This is a genomic window from Streptomyces sp. NPDC015131 (assembly GCF_043079975.1).
In the GTDB taxonomy this organism is placed as follows: Bacteria; Actinomycetota; Actinomycetes; order Streptomycetales; family Streptomycetaceae; genus Streptomyces.
On record NZ_JBIBVB010000008.1, the window covers coordinates 383,463 to 402,712 of the forward strand.

The window sequence follows — 19,250 nt, forward strand, 5'->3', positions numbered from 1 at the left end:
GGCCCCCCTGGCGGCGCAGAATTGCCGATCTCAGCTCGGGGATCTGCGAAAACGGGGAGTCACAAGTGGTGCGTGTGGTGCTGTCGACGTACGGGTCGCGTGGGGACGTCGAGCCGCTGGTGAACCTGGCGGCGGAGCTGCGCCGGCTGGGCGCCGGGGTACGGATGTGCGCGCCGCCGGACGAGGAGTTCGCCGAGCGGCTCGCCGCGAACGGCGTACCGCTGGTGCCGGTCGGGCTGTCGGCGCGGGCGCTGACGACGGCCGTGCCGGGGCCGTCGTCGCTGCCGGAGCGGGCGGCCCGGCTGATCGGCGGGCAGTTCGAGGCCGTGGCGGAAGCGGCGGAGGGCGGCGACCTGCTGGTGGCCACCGGCATGCTGCCCGCGGCGGCGGGCGCGCTCTCGGTGGCCGAGAAACTGGGCGTCCCCACCGTGTCGGTGACCTTCCAGCAGCTGACCCTGCCGTCGCCGCACCGGGCGCCGCTGGCGTACCCCGGCCGGCCGTTCCCGCCGGAGGTGACCGACCACCGCGCCCTGTGGGAGCTGGACGCCCGCACCGTGGACGAGTTGTTCGGCGCGGCGCTCAACGGGCACCGGGCGGACGCGGGGCTGGCCCCGGTGGAGGGTGTCCGCGACTACGTCGTGGGCGACCGTCCGTGGCTGGCGACCGACCCCGTCCTGGACCCCTGGCGGGACGTCCCGGAGTACGGCGTCGTACAGACCGGTGCCTGGCTCCCGCACGGTGAACGCCCGCTCCCGGCCGATCTGGTGGAGTTCCTGGACGCCGGGGCGCCACCGGTGTACGTGGGCTTCGGGAGCATGCCGCTGCACGCCGCGCCCGACGCGGCCCGGGTGGCGGTCGAGACGGTCCGGGCGCTGGGCCACCGGGTGCTCGTCGCCCGCGGCTGGGCCGCCCTGGACGCGGTGGACGACCGGGACGACTGCCATGTCGTCGGCGAGGCCGACCACCGGGCGCTGTTCCGCAGGGTGGCCGCGGTCGTGCACCACGGGGGCGCCGGCACCACCACGACCGCCGCCCGGGCCGGTGCGCCCCAGGTGGTCGTCGCCCAGGCGGCCGACCAGCCGTACTGGGCGGGCCGGGTGGCCGCCCTCGGCATCGGCGCGGCGCACGACGGCCCCGTCCCGACCGGGGCGTCCCTGTCCGCGGCGCTCACCACGGCCCTGGCGCCGGAGACGCGTGAGCGCGCGGCGGCCGTCGCCCGCCTGGTCCGTACCGACGGAGCGGCGGTGGCCGCGCGGCGGCTGCTCGCCCTCGCGGACGGCGGGGCCCGTCCGGCCGCCCGCTGAGCACCTGCCCCTCCCCCACCCAAGATCTTCCTTGCGCGTAACCCGCGCCGGATCGGAGTCCGTCATGCCTCGTACCCAGTCGGCCGGCAGCGCGTTCGACCTGCCCGCCGCTCTCTCGGCGAAGGCCGATCCGGCGCTGATCGCCGCCGACGAGCGGCACTTCGCGGCCGTCGCGGAGTGCCTGGACCGCTCGGTCGCCGAGCTGACCGACCTGCTGGACGCCACCCGCAGGGCGCCCGGCGGCCTCGGCCGCCAGGGCATGGACCGGGATGCCGAGATCCACCGGCTGACCGCCCGGCTGCGGACCCTGCGCCGCTTCGGGCTGGACCTGTGCCTGGGGCGCATGGTCGGCGAGGACGGTTCCGAGCCGGTGTACGTGGGGCGGCTCGGGCTCACCGACGCCGAGGGGCGCCGGCTGCTGGTCGACTGGCGTTCCCCGGCGGCCGAGCCGTTCTTCGGGGCGACCCACGCCCGGCCGATGGGCCTGGCGAGCCGCCGCCGGTACCGGTGGCGCGGCGGGCGGATCGGTGACTACTGGGACGAGGTGTTCACCCCGGGCGGGCTCGACGGGCACGCCGCGCTCGACGACCAGTCGGCGTTCCTCGCCGGTCTGGGCGAGGGCCGTTCGGGCCGGATGCGGGACGTGCTCGGCACGATCCAGGCCGACCAGGACGCGATCATCAGGGCGGGTTCGCGCGGTGCTCTGGTGGTCGACGGGGGTCCGGGCACCGGCAAGACCGTCGTCGCCCTGCACCGCTCCGCGTACCTGCTGCACTCCGACCCCCGCCTCGGCCGGCGCGGCGGGGCGGTGCTGTTCGTCGGCCCGCACGAGCCGTACCTGGGGTACGTCGCCGATGTGCTGCCGAGCCTCGGTGAGGACGGCGTCCGCACCTGCACCCTGCGCGACCTGGTGCCCGAGGGCGCGTCGGCGGTGGCCGAGGCCGACCCGGAGGCGGCGCGGCTGAAGTCGTCCGCCCGGATGGTGGCGGCGGTCGAGAAGGCCGTCCGGTTCTACGAGGAGCCGCCCACCGAGCCTTTGACGGTCACGACGCCCTGGGGCGGGGCGCGGCTGGACGCCGCCGACTGGGCGGCCGCCTTCGATGCCGTGGAGCCGGGCACCCCGCACAACGAGGCACGCGACCAGATCCAGGAGGCGCTGTTCGACCTCCTCATGGACCGGCACGACGAGGACGTCCCCCGCGAGTCGCTGCGGACCGCGCTGCTGCGGGACCGGGAGCTGCGGGAGGCGCTGCACCGGGCCTGGCCGCTGCTGGAGGCGGCCGACGTGGTCGGCGACCTGTGGACGGTGCCCGCGTATCTGCGGCTGTGCGCGCCGTGGCTCGGCCCGGGGGACGTCGAGCGGCTGCGGCGCGCGGACCCGTCCGCGTGGACGGTGGCGGATCTGCCCGTCCTGGACGCCGCGCGGCGGCGGCTGGGTGACGCGGGGGCGTCCGCGCGGGCGCGGCGCCGGGAGGCGTCGGCCGCCGTCGAGCGCGCGCGGATGGCCCGGGTCGTCGACGACCTGCTGGAGGCGGACGCCGACGGCGAGGGCGCGGTGACGATGCTGCACGGGCGGGACCTGCGGGACAGTCTGGTGGACGGGGACGCTCTGCCCGGCGCGCAAGTCGAGCCCCTCGCCGGTCCGTTCGCGCACATCGTGGTGGACGAGGCGCAGGAACTGACCGACGCCGAGTGGCAGATGCTGCTGGCGCGCTGCCCCTCCCGGAGCTTCACCGTCGTCGGGGACCGGGCCCAGGCCCGGCACGGCTTCACCGAGTCGTGGCGGGAGCGGCTGGAGCGGGCCGGGTTCGGGCGGGTCGAGGTGGCGTCCCTGACCCTCAACTACCGCACCCCGGCGGAGGTGATGGCGGAGGCCGAGCCGGTGATCCGGGCGGCGCTGCCGGACGCCAACGTCCCGGTGTCGGTCCGCGCGTCGGGGGTCCCGGTGGTGCGCGGGCCGCTCGGCGACCTGGACCGGATCCTCGGCGACTGGCTCGCCGCGCACGCCGAGGGCGTCGCGTGCGTGATCGGGCATCCGTCGTACCGGCCGTCCTCGCACCGCGTCCGGTCGCTGAGCCCCGGCCTGGCCAAGGGCCTGGAGTTCGACCTGGTGGTGCTGGTGGATCCGGACGCCTTCGGCGGCGGCGTCGAGGGGGCCGTCGACCGGTATGTGGCGATGACCCGCGCGACACAGCGCCTCGCCGTCCTCACCAGCCACTGAACACATACGAGCGAGAAGAGAGACGGGGAACCTTATGTATGACGTGATCATCGCCGGTGGCGGGCCGACCGGTCTGATGCTGGCCTGCGAACTGCGGCTGCACGGCGTGCGCACGGTGGTGCTGGAGCGGCTGACGGAGCCGACCCGGGACGTACGGGCGCTGGGCATCCACGCGCGCAGTGTGGAGGTGATGGCCCAGCGGGGGCTGCTCGACCGGCTCCTGGCGGTCGGGGAGCGGTTCTCGGTGGGCGGTCTGTTCGGCGGCGTCAGCGCGCCGTGGCCGGAGGGGACGGACACCGCGCACCCCTACGGCGTCGCGGTGCACCAGCCCGTGGTCGAACGGCTGCTGCACGAGCGGGCCGTGGAGCTGGGCGTGGAGGTCCGGCGCGGCTGGGAGCTGGTGGGGCTGAGCCAGGACGAGGAGGGCGTGACCGCCGAGTCGGCCGGCGGGGCCCGGCTGCGCTCCCGCTACCTGGTGGGCTGCGACGGCGGCCGGAGCACGGTGCGCCGGCTGGCCGGGGTCGGCTTCCCCGGTGAGCCGGCCGGCACGGAGATCCTGCTGGGCGAGATGGAGGTCACCGCGTCGCCCGAGGTGCTGGCGGCCGCGTCGGAGGAGGTCCGCAGGACGCATCCGCTGTTCGGTTTCATGCCGACCGGGGAGGGGGTGTACCGGGTTCTCGTACCGGCCGCGGGGCTGGCCGAGGACCGCTCGGCGGCGCCGTCCCTGGACGAGTTCCGGCGGCGGCTGCGGGCGCTCGCGGGCGACGACTTCGGGGTGCGCTCACCGCGCTGGCTGTCCCGGTTCGGCGACGCGACCCGGCAGGCGGAGCGCTACCGCGCCGGCCGGGTGCTGCTGGCGGGCGACGCGGCGCACATCCATCCGCCGACCGGCGGGCAGGGGCTGAGCCTGGGGCTCCAGGACGCCTTCAACCTCGGGTGGAAGCTGGCGGCCGAGGTGGCCGGCTGGGCGCCGGACGGCCTGCTGGACACGTACCACGCCGAGCGCCACCCGGTGGCCGCGCGCGTGCTGGACAACACCCGGGCGCAGATGGCCCTGCTGCAGCCCGGCCCGAGGGCCCGTGCCCTCCAGCGGCTGCTGGCGGAGCTGATGGAGTTCCCGGACGTGAACCGCCACCTCACCGAGGCCGTCACGGCGCTGGGCGTACGGTACGACGTCGGCGACCCCGCGGAACCGCTGGGCCGGCGGATGCCGGACGTCGCCCTGGAGCGGGGCCGCCTCTACGACCTGACGCACACCGGTCGCGGGCTGCTCCTCGACCGCACGGGCCGGCTCGCCGTACCGGGGTGGGAGGACCGGATCGACCATGTCGTGGACGGCGGCGACGAGGTGCCCGCCCCCGCGGTGCTGCTGCGCCCGGACGGCCACATCGTGTGGACCGGCGAGGACGGCACCGGCCTGCTCACGGCCGTGACCCGGTGGTTCGGCGCACCGTCACGCGCGCGTGACGCCGGCCGGCCCGGCGCGCGGGCCGGCCGCGCCCGGCAGGGGGTCTAGGAGGCGCTCTCCTGGTCGCGGTGGCGGTAGAAGCCGACCGTGGCGGGCGGGAGCGGGGTGTTGCCGAGGATGAGGTCGGCGGCCTTCTCGGCCATCATCATCACCGGGGCGTAGATGTTGCCGTTGGTGAGGTAGGGCATCGCGGAGGCGTCGACCACCCGCAGGCCCTCGACCCCGTGGACGCGCATGGAGGCCGGGTCCAGGACGGACATCTCGTCGACTCCCATGCGGGCGGTGCAGGAGGGGTGGTAGGCGGTCTCGGCGTCGCGGGCCACCCAGTCGAGGATCTGCTCGTCGGTCTGCACGGCGGGGCCCGGGGAGAGTTCGCCCGCGTCGTACTCGGCGAAGGCCGGCTGCGACAGGATGTCGCGGGCGACGCGGATCGCCTCCACCCACTCCTTGCGGTCGTTGGGCGTGGAGAGGTAGTTGAACCGGAGCGCGGGGTGGACGCGCGGGTCCCGGGAGGTGATCTTCACCGAGCCCCGGACGTCGGAGTACATGGGCCCGATGTGCACCTGGTAGCCGTGGTCGGCGTCCACCTGGGTGCCGTCGTAGCGGATCGCGATGGGCAGGAAGTGGAACATCAGGTTGGGGTAGTCCACCACGTCGTTGCCGCGGACGAAGCCGCCCGCCTCGAAGTGGTTGGTGGCGGCCGGGCCGCTGCGGAACAGCAGCCACTGGAGGCCGATCCCGGGGCGCCGGCTCCACTTGAGCGAGGGGTTGAACGAGACCGGCTTCTTGCAGGCGTGCTGGACGTAGACCTCCAGGTGGTCCTGGAGGTTCTCCCCGACGCCGGGCAGCGCGTGCACCATCTCGACGCCCAGCGGCCGCAGTTCGTCGGGGTTGCCGATCCCGGACAGCTGCAGGAGCTGCGGGGTGTTCACGGCGCCGCCGCAGAGGATGACCTCGCCGCCGAAGGCACGGCGGTACGCCTTGCCGTACCGGCGGTAGACGACGCCGACCGCCCGCTTGCCGCGGAACAGGACGCGGTCGACCTGCGAGAAGCACTGGACGGTGAGGTTGGGCCGCTTCATCACGGGGTGCAGGTAGGCGCGGGCGGCGGACCAGCGCCGGCCCTTGCGGATGTTGCGGTCGAACCGGGCGAAGCCCTCCTGCCGGTAGCCGTTGACGTCGGAGGTCAGGGAGTACCCGGCCTCCTCGCTCGCCTCCAGGAACGCCGTGAACAGCGGGTTGGTCGCGGGGCCGCGCTCCAGCCACAGCGGCCCGCCCTGGCCGCGCCATTCGTCGGCGCCGGCCGCGCAGTGCTCCATGCGCTTGAAGTACGGCAGGCAGTGGGCGTAGTCCCAGCTCTCCATGCCGGGGTCGGCCGCCCAGCGCTCCAGGTCCAGCGGGTTGCCGCGCTGGAAGATCATCCCGTTGATGGAGCTCGATCCGCCGAGGAGCCTGCCGCGGCCGTGGCTGACGCGCCGGCCGTTCATGTAGGGCTCCGGCTCGGACTCGTAGCACCAGTCGTAGAGGGGGTTGCCGATGACCATGGTCAGCGCGGCGGGCATGTGGGTGAAGATGTCCCAGATGTAGTCCGGCCGGCCCGCCTCCAGGACGAGCACCTTGTTGGCCGGGTCGGCGCTGAGGCGGTTGGCCAGGGCGCAGCCCGCGGAACCGCCGCCGACGATGATGTAGTCGTACTCCGCCTGGCTCATGCCGCTCCTCGGGTTCGCCGGCTCCGCCGTCCGGGCGTCATGCGCCGAACATAAGCGGCGGGCGTGCGGCGGCGCGCGGGATGGTGCTGCATTCGGGCCACCGGCCCCGGGCCGGGCGGAGGGGTGCGGCGGGGGGCTCAGCCCGCGCGGGTGTGGGCCCGGGCGGCGATGTGCGGGGGCGGCGTGACGCCGTCGGGGAGCAGCGGGTCGGCCTCGGGCGCTCCCCAGGCGGCGGTGAGCGGCAGGACGCCCGCCCAGAGGCCGAGGGCCGCGTCGGGGCCGTCGCCGTCGTCGGGGGCGCCGGTGCGGATCTTGACGGACGCCTCCTCCAGGGACAGCGCGAGCAGCGCGGTGGCCGCCAGCTCCTTGCGGCTGGGGCGCCGGGCGTAGTCCCACTGCCCAGGTGCCGCCTGCTCGGTCAGCCGGCGCAACCCGGCCTGCTTCTCCTCCGGGTCGGTGACGGGCCGGGGTACGCCGTGGATCATCGCGCTGCGGTAGTTGACCCCGTGCTCGAACACCGAGCGGGCGAGGACCAGCCCGTCCAGGTGGGTGACGGTCACGCAGACCGGTGTCCCGGGCGCGGCGGCCAGGCTGCGGCTGGCGACGGAGCCGTGGACGTACAGGGTCCGGCCGTCGCTGCCGTACACCGTGGGCACGACCATCGGGGCTCCGTCGACGACGACGCCGAGGTGGCAGAGGAAGCCGGCGTCGAGGATCTCGTCGAGCCGGGCGCGCTCCAGGCTCCCCTGGTCGCGCAGCCGGCGGTGGCGGGTGCGCTCCGTCTCGGGGAGGGAGGCGGGCAGGGGCCGGTCGGTCATCTCGGGTCCTTCTCTGGGCCTGTTGTCCGCACATGTGTGGTCCGTACACGCTCGACGCTATCGATATCAGCAGCATGATGGCTAGTGTTCTGCGGATTTCGTCGTAGCGGGACCCTCCTGATACGGAACCGGAAGAGCGTGGCGGGGCGGGAACCGGCGCGGCGCTCCGGCCGACTCCTCCTGCGCAGCCGGCGCGGGGCCGGGTGCGCGGGGTGCCCCGGCGGGACGGCGGGTGGGCGGAGAGGCGTCGTATGGGTGGGCTGGAGATACGGATGAGCGGGGTTCGGTGCCGTCACGGCCGGGTGGAGGCCGTCGCCGGTGTGGACCTGGACGTGCCACCCGGGCTGAAGGTGGCGCTCACCGGCACCAACGGGTCCGGCAAGACGACGCTGCTGCGCGCCGTCCTCGGCCTGCACCCGACGGCCGCCGGGAGCGTCCTGGTGGGCGGCCGCGACCACCGTACGGCCGCGGAGCGGTCCTGGCGGCGGCGTGCCTGCGCCTGGATCCCGCAGAAGCCGGCGTCCGGCCGCTTCCCGCTCCTCGCGCACGAGTTGCTGGCCTCCGGCGGCGCTCCCTCCGACGCCCGGCGGGCGGCGGACCGGCTGGGGGTGGGGGCGCTGGCGGACCGGCCGCTGCACACCCTGTCGGGCGGGCAGCTCCAGCGGATGTACCTGGCGCGGGCGATCGGCGCCGTCGCCGCCGGGGCGCTGGTCCTGCTGGCCGACGAGCCCACCGCCGCCCTGGACTTCGCGGGCCAGGAGGAGGCGGCGGAGGTGCTCACCACGCTGCCCGTCACCCTCCTGGTGGTGACGCACGACCGGGCGCTGGCCGAGCGGTGCGACCGGGTGCTGGAGATGGCCGCGGGGCGGCTGCGGGAGGTCCGGTGACCCTCGCCACCGCCGACGTGGGCGCCCTCCTCCAGCTCGTACCGGTCCAGCGCGCCGCGTTCGCCCTGCTGCTGGCGGCCGTCGGGCTGCCGGTCATCGGGGTGGTCATCGTGGGGCTGGACATCATGCCGGTGCGGTTCGCGATGATGCACGTGGCGCTGCTGGGCATCGCGGTGGGGCTGCTCACCGGGCTGGACCCGATGCTCTGCGCCCTGGTGGCGTGCGCCCTGTCGGGCGCCGGGGTGGCACCGCTGGCCCGCACCCCGAGCGGCCTCGCGGGCGCGATGGGCCTGCTGATGAGCCTGGCGGTCGCCGCCGCGCTGCTGGTGCTGGCGGTCTCGGGCGTCAACGCCTCCGGGGCCTTCGCCCTGCTCTGGGGGTCCGTCCTCTCCGTCGGCGCACCCGACCTGGTCGTCCTCGGAGTGCTGGCGGTGGTGGTGCCCGGCCTGTTCTGGTGGCGCCGCCGGGATGTCGCCCTCCTGCTGCACGACCGGGAACTGGCCCAGTGCTCGGGCGTCCCGGTGGGGCCGCTCACCCTGGTCCTGCTGGTCCTGGTGGCGGTGTCCGTCGCCGGGGCGATCAAACTCACCGGTGCGCTGCTGGTCGACGCGCTCACGCTGCTGCCCGCCCTGGCGGCGCGGCGGCTGGGCACGTCGCTGACGTCGATCACCGTGTGGGCGGTGGCGATCGGCGTCACCGTCAACGCGACGGGGTTCCTGCTCGCCCTGTGGCTGGACTGGCCGCCCGGCCCCGTCCTCGTCCTGACCGCGGGGGCCGTCGTCCTCGCCGTCCACGCCCTTCCCGAACGGAGAAACCGCTCATGGCGCGCATCCGCGTCCGCATCCCTTCCCTCCTCGCACTGACCGCAGCGCTGGTCCTCGTCGCCGGCTGCGGCGACGGGGGCGGCTCCCCCGCCGCCAAGAGCGGCGGGGACGACCGGCCGGGCGCGCCCAAGGTCGTGGTCACCACCACCTGGGAGGGCGCCTTCGCCAAGGCGGCGGGGGCCGAGGACGTCACGGTCATCGTCCCGCAGTCGGTCCACCACGCCCCGGACTACGACCCCAAGCCCTCCGACCTCGCGGCCGTGGCCGAGGCCGACTTCGTGCTGTACGCGCCCTTCGAGCCGTACGCCGAGAAGATCAAGGAGGCCGCCGGTTCGGACGCCGAGCTGGTGGAGGTGGCCCTCGACAACGACGCGGCCAAGGTGAAGGCCGAAGTGAAGCGCCTGGCCGGGAAGTTCGGCACGGAGAAGGCCGCGAGCGGCTGGACGGCCGCGTTCGACACGGAGTACGCGAAGCTCGGCGCGGAGCTGAAGGCGGCGTGGCCGGGCGGGAAGAGCCCGGCCGTGGTGAGCCAGGTCTTCACCACCTGGGCGGCGTCGATGGCGGGGGCGACGACCGTCGGTACGTACGGCCCGGAGGCGGTGACCCCGGCGCAGCTGGCCGACCTGGCGAAGAAGAAGCCGGCCCTCGTCCTGGACAACGCCCACATGTCGACCGGCACGGTCCTGCCCGACGCGGGCGCCGCCCAGGTGAAGATCGTCAACTACCCGGGCGAGGAGCTCGATCTGCTCACGGTGTACCGCGACGCCGCGGCCGAGCTGAAGAAGGCGATGGCCGCGCTCTAGCCTCCCCGTCTCCCGCGCCCGGGTGCCCCGCCCATGACGGCGGGGCACCCGGGCGCGTGGTGTGTCCCGGCCGCCGGGGCCCATGTGCGGCGGCCCGGCCGGCGCGTGGGGTGCGCCGGCCGAGCCGTGGGGCTCGGGGTCGTCCCTCCGCGGGGCGTGCCCGTCAGCCGGCGCGGGCGACCGGGGGCCGGGCCGCCGGGGCGGGTGCCGCCGGCGCGGCGGTCAGGCGCTCGCGGAGGGCGGCCCGGTCCGGCTTCCCCGCCGGGGTGAGGGGCAACTCCGCGACGACCAGCAGCCGTTCGGGGTGCTTGTGCCGGGCGACGCCGCGCCCCGCCAGGTGCTCGCCGAGCCCGTCGAGGTTGGGCGCGTCCGGGGCGGCGCCCGGGACGACGCACGCCGCGAGGCGTTCGCCCATCAGCGGGTCGGGCACACCGACGCAGACCACGTCCCGTATCAGCGGGTGGGTGCGCAGCTCCCGTTCCACCTCGGCGGGGCTGATGTTGGCGCCGCCCCGGATGACGACGTCCTTGAGCCGGCCGACGACATGGAGGACGCCGTCGTCGAGGACGCCGAGGTCGCCGGTGCGCACCCAGCCGCCGGGGGTGCGGTAGCGGGCGTCCAGTTCGGGCGCGCCGACGTAGCACAGGGGGGTCATGGGGCCGCGGGCGACGATCTCGCCGACCCGGCCGTCGGGCAGCGGTTCCTGGGTGTCCGGGTCGGTGACGCGGATCTCGGCCACCCGGGGGTCGGGCCGGCCGGCGACGACGCCGTGCCGGTCGGCCGGCGGGGTGCGGCGGTCCAGGCCGGTGTGGCAGTTGACGCCGTCGGCGGAGCCGTACAGGTTGACGACCGGGCAGCCGAACGCCTCGGACGCCTCCTCGGCGGTCGCCGGGTCGAGCGGCGCCCCGCCGAGCACCAGGGCGGTGAGGCCGGCGGGGACACCGGGGCCGCCGGGTTCACCGGCAAGCCGGTCCAGCATCATCCGGATCATGGTGGGCACGCCGAGGACATGGGTCGGGCGGTGCTCGCGGATCGCGGCGAGGGCGGCCTCGGGGGTGAAGTGGTCGAGCAGGACGAGCGTGCCGCCGTGCCGGGCGAGGGTGACCGCCGTGCCGTTGGAGCCGAAGGCGGAGGCGAGCGGGACGAGGAACAGGCAGCGCGGCGCGGTGCCGTCCTCGGGGAGGAGCGAGGCGAGGAAGTTGCCGCGCCCCCCGGCCAGCGCGTTGTGCGAGTAGGCGACCATCTTGGGGTCGGCCTCGGAGCCGGAGGAGACCAGGATGCGGGCCGCGCTGTCGGGGTGCGGCCGGGCCGGGTCGAAACCGGCCGGGTCGGTGCGGGTCAGCCGGGACAGCGGAATCGTTCCGTCGGGTGCGGTGCCCGGTCCGGCGGCGATGACGTGCCGCAGGCCGGGCAGCCCGGCGGCGAGCGCCCGCAGCTCCTCGGCGTGCCGGACGCCCCGGTGCTCCACGGCGGCGATCACGGCCACCGCCCGGGAGCGCCGCAGCAGGCACTCGGCCTCCAGGGCGCCCCGCCCGACCGGGAAGGGCAGGGCGACGGCTCCGAGCGCGGCGACGGCCAGGTCGGCGGCGACCGCGTCGCGGTGGTTGGGGAGCTGGATGCCGACCACGTCCCCGGGGCCCACGCCGAGGTCTCTGAGCCCGGCCGCCATGGCGCGCGCTCTGCGGTCGAGGGCGGTGTAGCACAGGGAGCCCTTGGCGTCGATCACGGCGGGGCGGTGGATGCCGGCGACCTGGCGGGCCCGGTAGAGGCTGTAGAGGTCGAGGTCGGGGCAGGTCCCGTCGAGCACCCAGGACCGGCGCAGTGCGGCGGGCACCAGGTCGCGCAGGGCGGGCCGGTCGGTGGTCATGCGAAGCTCCAGGGGTCGGGGACGGCGGGGGCGCCGTGCGCGTCGCGGCTGATCGAGCCGCCCAGGCGCGGGTCGTGGAGGAGGCCGGCCAGGTCGGTGGTGACCGGGGTGGCGGCGAGCCCGTGGGTGCGGAGCATGGCCAGCGCGTCACCGGTGGTGAGGGCGGTCAGGTCGTACGCGCGGGCGGCGGCGGCGCAGGCGTCGCTCGGGGCGATCCAGCCGTCCGCCGTGCGCAGCGGGTGGCGGTACCCGGCCGGGTGCCTGGGGTTCTCGCCCCGGGCGGCGCGGCGCAGGGCGGGGCCGGTCAGGGTGTCGGCGGCGCCGAGGAGGGAGGAGTCCACGCGGACGCCGTGCCCGGTGCGTTCGCGCAGCAGGAGGCCGGCGAGGACCGCCTCCGCCCCGAGCAGCCCGCCGAGGACGTCGAGCAGGGTCATCAGGGAGGGCGCCGGGGGCTCGCCCTCGGGCCGTACGGCCTCACCGACCGCCGTGCGGGCCTGGACCATGAAGTCGGTGCCCATCGGCGCGCCCGGGATCCGGCCGGCCCAGCCGCCGGTGTAGGTGTACACGAGGGCGGGGTTCACCCGGGCGAAGTCGGTGGCGTCCAGGCCGAGTTCGGCGGCCTTGCCGGGGGCCCAGTTGTGGAGGAAGACATCCGCTCCGGCGGCCAGGTCGCGCAGCCGGTCCCGGCCGGCCGGGTCCTTGATGTCGATCTCGACGGCGCGTTTGCCGCGGTTGAGGGCGAGCCAGCGGGCGGAGGTCCCGGAGCAGGCCGGGGGCATCCCCCGGAGCGGGTCGCCGCCGGGCGGTTCGACGCGGACGACGTCCGCCCCGAGCAGGCCCAGCAGGTGGGCGGTGAGCGGCGCCTGTATCCGGCGGCCCGCCTCCAGCACGGTGAGCCCCGCCAGCGGCCGGTCCGGACCGGGAGCGGCACCGGGGGGCGCGGGGGCGGCCGGGCGCAGCAGGGCCAGCGTCCACGGGTCGGCGCCGTCGTGCTCCGCCGCCCGTTCCTTCAGGGTCCGTACGCGGCACACATCGGCGCCCGCGACCGCCGCGGCCCGCCGGATCGCCTCGAAGGAGTGGCCGCGTGCGGTGTCGTGCAGCGCCCCGGGCAGGGGCGCGCAGGCGGTGGCGTACCGGAACTGGAAGGGCCGCCAGCCGCGCCGTACCGCGTCGGTGCCGGCTTCCAGCGCGCGCCAGAAGGCCGCCCAGGCGCCGGGGTCGAGGGTCTCCAGCTCGAACAGGGTCCCGTCGGCGGAGGTGAACGGGGGACCGCCCGGGGCGAGTTCGGCGGCCTCCCCCTCGTCGGCGCCCGCCGCGGCGAGGTACTGGGAGACCATCAGCAGCCCGGCGTGGTCCGCCCGGGTGGCCACCCGGCTCGTGGTGCCGCCGCGCGCCTGGGCGAGCAGCGCGGCGAGCAGGCCCTGCACGGTGAGGACGGCGGTGGCGGTGGCCACGCAGTCGGCGGCCGTGCCGCGCGGGTGCCCGTCGCGCCGGCCGTGGACCGACATGACACCGGTGGCCGCCTGCGCGGTGGCCTCGTCGGTGATGCCGGTGCCGGGCGCGGACCAGCCGGTGCCGGCCCGGACCGGTGCGAAGCCGCCGCCGGTGAGCGTCAGGGAACCGGCCGGCGGCGCGGAACTGGTGGGCGCGCCGGGCTCCGCCGCGTCCCCGGTGCTCGCGCCCAGGAGCCGCAGATGGTGCCCGACCAGGCCGGTGAGCGGCGGCGGGCCGGCGATGTCGAGGTGCAGCGCGTCGAGTGGCCGGACCGTCCTCGTGGTGACTGGTGACGCCATGCCTCTCCTCTCCGGGCGGGCGGTGGCCTGCCCGAGTCGTCCGGGGAACGGGAACCCTCCGGGCCCCGCGCCCGACCCGTTCCACGGAAGAGACAGTCGGACAGCCGTTCCCCCGGGTTCCCGGGGGATCGGATCCGGTCAACTGGAGGAGAGCCCGTGCCGCTTCACGACCCGTCAGCCGCCGTGCGACCGCCGCACGGCGACGCCCCGGACGCGTTGCGCGCCCGCGTCGCCCACTTCGTCGGTACGGAGGTGGTCCCCCGCGAGCCGGAGCTGGACGCGGGCGGCGAGGGCGCGCGGGTCGCCATGGCCGAACTGCGCCTCCGGGCGCGGGAGTCGGGGCTCTGGGGGCTGCCGCTCCCCGCGGACCTGGGCGGCGGCGGGCTGACGCTCGGCCGGTACGCGCCGCTGGCGGAGGCGGAGGGGGCGAGCGACCACGGCCCGGCGGCGCTGGGTTCGGCGCCGCTGCTCGACGTCGGCATGCTGGCGCGGCACGGCACCCCCGCCGTCCGGGAGCGGTATCTCAGGCGGCTGGTGTCCGGGGAGATCCGCGCCTGCTACGCCATGACCGAACCGGACACGCCCGGCACCGACCCGTTCTCCACCGGCACACGCGCGAAGGAGGGCCCCGGCGGCGGCTGGCGGGTGACCGGGCGGAAGTGGTTCATCTCGGGGGCGGCGGACGCGGACCTGGTGACCGTCCTGGCGCGCACGAGCGGGGCGGACGGCGACCGCGACGGCCTGTCCCTGCTGCTGGTGCCCGCCTCCGCGCCGGGTTTCCGGGTGGTGCGCCCGCTGCCGGTGCTGGGCGGGGCGGGGCAGTGGGAGATCGAGCTGGACGACGTCGCGGTGCCGGCCGACCACCTGGTCGGAGCGCCGGGCCGGGCCCTGGACGTCGCCGGGGAGCGGCTGGAGCTGGGCCGTACGCTGCGGTGCCTGCGCTGGCTCGGCCAGGCGCGGCGCGCGTTCGACCTGATGTGCGCGCGTGCCGTCGGCCGGAGCGGGTCGCGGGGCCCGCTGGCCGGGCACCAGCTGGTGCAGCAGCACGTGTTCGACGCCCTGCTGGCCCTGCGCACCACGCGTCCCCTGGTGTACGAGGCGGTCCGCCTGATCGACGCCGGGCGGGACGCGCGGACCGAGGTGGGCCTGGCCAAGGTGGCGGCGGCGCGGACGCTCCAGCAGGTCACGGACGCCGCGATCCAGGTGCACGGCGCGGCGGGGCTGGGCCCGGACACCGCACTGCCGGCGCTGTTCCGCACCGGCCGGGCGGCCCGCGTCCTCGACGGCCCGGACGAACTGCACATCACCTCGGTGGCCCGCCGGGTCCTGCGCGCGTACGCGGCCGGGGCCGCCGCCCCCCTCGGCGACGCCGCGCCGGACGGCGGCCCCGGACCCGGGTGACGGACCGGGCGGCGTACGGACCCAACGGCCCACGGACCCGGCGGCGGCGCGGCCGGCGGCGGTGTACGTGCCCGGCGAACGGACCCAACGGCCCCCGCACCCGGCGGTGTACGTGTCCGGGTGACCGACCCGGCGCCGTACCGACCCAATGGCACACCCGCACCGCGGCGTTCAGGCCGTGGCGGCGTCCCGGTCGCGGCGGGTGCGTCGCCGGTCGCGTACCGCCCAGGCGCCGGCGACGGCCGCCGCGGCGGTGAACTCGGCCGCCACCAGCAGCCACCCGGCGGTGAACGGGCCGCTCTCGGCGAGCAGTCCGAACAGCGGCGGGCCGGCCGCGAAGCCGGCGAAGAACCCGGCGGAGACCAGCGCCGAGTCCTGCCCCGCCCGGCCCGGGCTCGCGCGCTGCATCACCAGCACCATCGAGACGGCGTTGCCGGACACGGCGAACACGCCCACCGCGACGGCCGCCACCCAAGCGAGGGGCGCCGCGTGCGCCGAGGCGGCCAGCAGCAGGGCGGCCCCGACCGCGCCGGCGGCCAGCCCGCACGGCAGGCGTTCGGCGCGCCCCGGCCCCGCGACCCTCGACCAGCCGACGCGGCCGGCGATCCCGGCGACGCCGAGCACGGCGACGAGCCCGGCCGCCGCCGTGGGCCCCAGGCCCAGCCGGCGGTCGCCGAACAGCGCCAAATAGGTGTTGATCGAGGCGATGCCGCCGCCCAGGAAGAGGGAGAACACCGCCAGCCATGCCACGTGTCCGCGCGGCACCGGGAAGAACCGCCCGCCGGGCGCCGCCGGGCCCCCGCCGCCCGGCCGGGGGTCGGCCGGCAGGACGTGCCGGGTCCACAGGGCCGCCGCCACCGCCGCTCCGGCGGCCGTCCACACCGCGCCACGCCAGCCGACGCCCGCCGCGAGGGCCGCGAGGGGCAGACCGGCGGCGAACGCCCCGAGCTGGACGCCCGACTGTTTGAGCCCGGTGACCGCGCCCCTGCGGGCGGGCGGGACGGCGGCCAGGATCGCCTTGTTGGTGGCCGGGTTGGCGAGTGCCTGCGGCAGCCCTCCCAGCGCGACCGCCCCGAGGAGCAGGCCCGCGCCGGGCGCCGAGGCGATCAGGGCGAGGGCCGTGGCGGTGATCAGGCACAGGGCGACCAGCGCGCGGCGGGGGCCCACTCGGTCCACCAGGCGCCCGCCGGACGGCGACAGCACGGCGGCGGTGCCGAAGCCGACCGTGGTCGTCAGGCCGAGGACGGTGACGGAGACGCCGAGGTCGTCCACCAGGCGCGGCCCGAGCGCGCCGAGCACGAAGAGCTGGAGCATGGACAGCGCCATGGCGGTGGTGAGCACCGCCGTCAGGGCGTGCTCCCGGTGCGCCGCCTTCATGTCCGCCTCCTCGCCGGCCTCACGGGTCGTGGGCCACGGTGAGGAGTCGGAGGCGTCAACGGCCGGGTTCCCGGCGGTCGTTGTGGTGTGCGACACACCGCGGACGCTGAAACTCCGGTCCGTGATTTTGCGTACCAGCCCGTGTCCGCCGTTCCAGGGGAGTGCGAGGATGACCCCGCCATGACTTCAGGCCGATGCAGCCGCGCAGGGAGAGCCGCCGTGTTCGCGGCGACCTGTGTGCTGCTCACCGGCGCGGGTCACCTCCTCATGTCGGGCTCCCCGGTGCCCTGGTGGGCGCTCGGCGCGGGGTTCGCGGTGACGGCCGGCGCGGCCTGGTCGTTCGCCGGCCGGGAGCGGGGCCTGCCCGCCGTGACCGGGCTCGCCGTCACGGCCCAGGCCGTCCTGCACGCCGGCTTCTCGCTGGCCCAGGTGGTGATCCTGCCCGCCGCGCCCGGTGACGGCACGTCACTGGTACGCCGGTGGGCCGGTCAGGTGCTGTGCGGGGCGGGGCACGTGGGCACGTCCGGCGGCGCCCCGCACGGCATGGTGCCGTCCCATCCGCACGGGCACGCGCGGCACGCGGCGGTGGCCTGGACGCCCGCCGCGGGCGCCCCGGCCGGGCACGACCCGGCCGCCGTCGCCCCGGAGGCCGTGGCGTCGGCCGCCATGTCGCCGGGCGGCATGCTCGCGGCCCACCTGCTCGCCGCACTGCTGTGCGGTGTGTGGCTCGCGTACGGCGAGCGGGCCGCCTTCCGGCTCCTGCGGGCCGTGGCCGCCCGGCTCGCCGCGCCGCTGCGGCTCGCGCTGTGGCCGTCCTGGCTTCCCGGCGTCCCGCGTCCGCGGGTGCGCCGGCGGCACACCGCCGTCACACCGCGCCGTCTGCTTCTCGCCACGTCCTGTGTCACCAGGGGTCCGCCGTCGGGGTCCGCTGTCGTCCGACAGCCGGCTCCCCGGGGTCTCGCCGCGTAACGGCGCCCCGGGCATCGGCCCTGCCGTCCGGCGGGCCGTCACGACTCACCGGTCCCCGGCGCCCCGGGGCGCGGGACCGGACCCGCACTTGCGAAGGACACGTGGCGATGACCCATGCCCTCACCTCCCCCGCCTCCCCCATCCCGCCCGCCACAGCGGGCGCAGACGTCCCCGTGGGCGCTCCCGCCCGGCCGGCGTCGCGGTACAGCCCCGCCGCCGACGAGGAGGTGACCTTCCTGGCCCTCGCGGCGCGCGGCGGCGACCCGCGCGCGGTGGAGGCGTTCGTCCGGGCGCTGCACCGCGACATCCGGCGGTACGTGGCCTACCTGAGCGCCGATCCGCAGGCGGCCGACGACCTGACGCAGGAGACGTTCCTGCGGGCGCTGGGCAGCCTCCACCGCTTCGAGGGCCGTTCCTCGGCCCGCACCTGGCTGCTGTCGATCGCCCGGCGCACCGTCGTGGACAGCCTGCGGCACGCCGCCGCCCGCCCCCGGCTGTCGGACCGCGAGGACTGGCAGACGGCCGCGGAGCGGTACCAGCCCGGGGTGCCGGGCTTCGAGGACGGCGTGGCGCTCGCCGAGCTGCTGGCGGCCGTGCCGGCCGAGCGGCGCGAGGCGTTCGTGATGACGCAGCTGCTGGGCCTTCCGTACGCCGACGCCGCGAAAGCCATCGGGTGTCCGGTGGGCACCGTCCGCTCCCGGGTGGCGCGGGCGCGGGCGGCCCTGGTGGAGCTGTTGCGGGAGCCCGTCCACGGCACCGCCGGCGGCCCCGGCTCCCCCGGCGGCCCGGAGCGGCCCGTGTCACCGGCGGCGGTGGCGGACCGGGCGCCCGTCCGGCCGGTGGTCCGCGCGCCGCGGGTGGCCCGCGCCCGGCTGGGGGCGGTCGCCCGCTGAGCGGGGCGCTCCCGGGGCCGGGCACCGCGCGTCCGGCCCCGGGGGCTCAGCGGACGAGGACGCAGTCGCCGCAGTACCCGCCGCCCTCGACGCGGTAGTAGAGGCAGCAGCTCCGGCGGCGGAAGGCGAACGGGGCGGCGGTGAACGTCCCGGCGTCCGCCAGCGGTGCGCGGCCCAGCAGGGCGGCGGCGAGCGGGAGCGGCCGGAGCGGGGCGCCGGGGGCGTGCGCGCGCAGCACCCGTACGGCGCCGATCAGCGCGGAGGCGGTGTTGCCGAGCAGGGTGTGGGGGGAGACCCCGCAGTCCCGGCGTACGGCGCGGGCCAGGGGTTCCAGGTGGGCGGCGACCACTGCGGTGTGCAGGGCGACGGCCGCCTCCGCCTCCGTCGCGGTGGCCGTCGCCGGTCCGGCGGGGTCGGGCAGCCACAGGTCGACGGGGCCCGAGCGGGGCGCCCGCCACCACAGCCGGCCGGGTCCGGGGCCGGGCACCCGGCCGGTGAGCACGGTGGCGCCGAGGGCGACCGACCACAGGCGGGCGGCGAGGCCCAGGTGGAGGGTGGAGGCGGCGACCCGCCGGTCGGCGGTGCCCATCCGCCGCGCGGTGTCCGCCACGTACCCGCCGAGGGCGCCGGGGTCCTCGTACAGCTCCGTGAGCGGGCGGAAGCCGGCGGTGTCGGGCCGGGGGCCGCAGGACACCGCGAAGTAGGGGCCGACGGCGGAGACCCGGGCCCAGTCGCCGGGGGCCGTCCCGGCGGCGCCGGACGGCGCGCGGCCGTCACCCGTTCGCGGGTGCACGCGGGGCCACCGTCCTCTCCTGGGGTCGCGGGTCACCGGCTCCGGGGGACAGTGACCGGGGGACATCGTGCCAGGCGAGCACCGCCCCGGCACCGCCTTAGTACCGCGCCGATTGTGGATCAA

General features: G+C 76.8%; 14 protein-coding genes and 1 pseudogene. 9 read left to right on the forward strand and 6 right to left on the reverse strand.

The features are described 5' to 3' along the window. Positions 1 to 68 precede the first annotated feature (68 nt). The 3 genes from ACF08D_RS29575 (at position 69) to ACF08D_RS29585 (ending at position 5,041) form a co-directional block, all read left to right on the forward strand. Positions 69 to 1,304, forward strand: coding sequence for a glycosyltransferase (locus ACF08D_RS29575; RefSeq protein ID WP_392227106.1), 1,236 nt, complete (start codon positions 69 to 71; stop codon positions 1,302 to 1,304). A gap of 64 nt (positions 1,305 to 1,368) precedes the next feature. After that, positions 1,369 to 3,525, forward strand: coding sequence for an RNA polymerase recycling motor ATPase HelR (gene helR / locus ACF08D_RS29580; protein ID WP_392226977.1), 2,157 nt, complete (start codon positions 1,369 to 1,371; stop codon positions 3,523 to 3,525). A gap of 34 nt (positions 3,526 to 3,559) precedes the next feature. After that, positions 3,560 to 5,041, forward strand: a complete 1,482-nt coding sequence (locus tag ACF08D_RS29585; protein ID WP_392226979.1) for an FAD-dependent monooxygenase — start codon at positions 3,560 to 3,562, stop codon at positions 5,039 to 5,041. On the opposite strand, the gene betA is transcribed toward ACF08D_RS29585, so the two are convergent. Both betA and ACF08D_RS29595 read right to left on the reverse strand, forming a co-directional pair. After that, positions 5,038 to 6,702, reverse strand: coding sequence for a choline dehydrogenase (gene betA, locus ACF08D_RS29590; protein ID WP_392226981.1), 1,665 nt, complete (start codon positions 6,700 to 6,702; stop codon positions 5,038 to 5,040). The two genes, ACF08D_RS29585 and betA, sit on opposite strands and share 4 nt — an antisense overlap. Before the next feature lie 137 nt (positions 6,703 to 6,839). Continuing rightward, positions 6,840 to 7,520 (reverse strand): pyridoxamine 5'-phosphate oxidase family protein, encoded by a 681-nt coding sequence (locus ACF08D_RS29595; protein WP_392226983.1) that lies wholly within the window; start codon positions 7,518 to 7,520, stop codon positions 6,840 to 6,842. 251 nt (positions 7,521 to 7,771) lie between these two features. Here ACF08D_RS29595 and ACF08D_RS29600 point away from each other — a divergent pair, with 251 nt between their 5' ends. From ACF08D_RS29600 to ACF08D_RS29610, 3 genes are read left to right on the forward strand one after another with little or no spacing between them, the layout of a single operon-like run. Next, positions 7,772 to 8,407: a metal ABC transporter ATP-binding protein gene (locus ACF08D_RS29600; protein WP_392226985.1), complete on the forward strand. Its 636-nt coding sequence runs from the start codon at positions 7,772 to 7,774 to the stop codon at positions 8,405 to 8,407. Then, complete coding sequence (locus ACF08D_RS29605; protein WP_392226987.1) at positions 8,404 to 9,270, forward strand: metal ABC transporter permease; 867 nt, start codon at positions 8,404 to 8,406, stop codon at positions 9,268 to 9,270. The genes ACF08D_RS29600 and ACF08D_RS29605 overlap by 4 nt, the downstream gene beginning before the upstream one ends. After that, complete coding sequence (locus ACF08D_RS29610; protein ID WP_392226989.1) at positions 9,228 to 10,034, forward strand: metal ABC transporter solute-binding protein, Zn/Mn family; 807 nt, start codon at positions 9,228 to 9,230, stop codon at positions 10,032 to 10,034. Before ACF08D_RS29605 ends, ACF08D_RS29610 begins: the two co-directional genes overlap by 43 nt. A 163-nt stretch (positions 10,035 to 10,197) precedes the next feature. Here the strand turns inward: ACF08D_RS29610 and ACF08D_RS29615 are convergent, their stop codons facing one another. Both ACF08D_RS29615 and ACF08D_RS29620 read right to left on the reverse strand, forming a co-directional pair. Continuing rightward, entirely contained in the window at positions 10,198 to 11,901 is a 1,704-nt protein-coding gene (locus ACF08D_RS29615; RefSeq protein ID WP_392226990.1) for an AMP-binding protein, read from the reverse strand. Beyond that, positions 11,898 to 13,694 carry a CoA transferase gene (locus ACF08D_RS29620; RefSeq protein ID WP_392226992.1) on the reverse strand — a complete coding sequence of 599 codons (1,797 nt, stop codon included), beginning with the start codon at positions 13,692 to 13,694 and terminating at the stop codon, positions 11,898 to 11,900. The genes ACF08D_RS29615 and ACF08D_RS29620 overlap by 4 nt, the downstream gene beginning before the upstream one ends. Positions 13,695 to 13,850: 156 nt before the next feature. On the opposite strand from ACF08D_RS29620, the gene ACF08D_RS29625 reads away from it, so the two are divergent. Further along, complete coding sequence (locus tag ACF08D_RS29625) at positions 13,851 to 15,095, forward strand: acyl-CoA dehydrogenase family protein (protein WP_392226994.1); 1,245 nt, start codon at positions 13,851 to 13,853, stop codon at positions 15,093 to 15,095. A 171-nt stretch (positions 15,096 to 15,266) separates the two neighbouring features. Here ACF08D_RS29625 and ACF08D_RS29630 read toward each other — a convergent pair whose 3' ends face one another. Continuing rightward, positions 15,267 to 16,568, reverse strand: coding sequence for an MFS transporter (locus ACF08D_RS29630; RefSeq protein ID WP_392226996.1), 1,302 nt, complete (start codon positions 16,566 to 16,568; stop codon positions 15,267 to 15,269). A gap of 123 nt (positions 16,569 to 16,691) precedes the next feature. On the opposite strand from ACF08D_RS29630, the gene ACF08D_RS29635 reads away from it, so the two are divergent. Together ACF08D_RS29635 and ACF08D_RS29640 are read left to right on the forward strand one after the other, a co-directional pair. Then, a complete protein-coding gene (locus ACF08D_RS29635; RefSeq protein ID WP_392226998.1) occupies positions 16,692 to 17,441 on the forward strand; it encodes a hypothetical protein in 750 nt (249 codons plus the stop codon). A gap of 107 nt (positions 17,442 to 17,548) precedes the next feature. Further along, positions 17,549 to 18,184: pseudogene (locus ACF08D_RS29640) on the forward strand (sigma-70 family RNA polymerase sigma factor); the annotation flags it as partial. A 196-nt stretch (positions 18,185 to 18,380) separates the two neighbouring features. Here the strand turns inward: ACF08D_RS29640 and ACF08D_RS29645 are convergent. Then, the gene (locus ACF08D_RS29645; protein ID WP_392227000.1) at positions 18,381 to 19,127 is read right to left on the reverse strand and encodes a (2Fe-2S)-binding protein; all 747 of its coding nucleotides are present in this window, start codon (positions 19,125 to 19,127) and stop codon (positions 18,381 to 18,383) included. Positions 19,128 to 19,250: the final 123 nt, after the last annotated feature.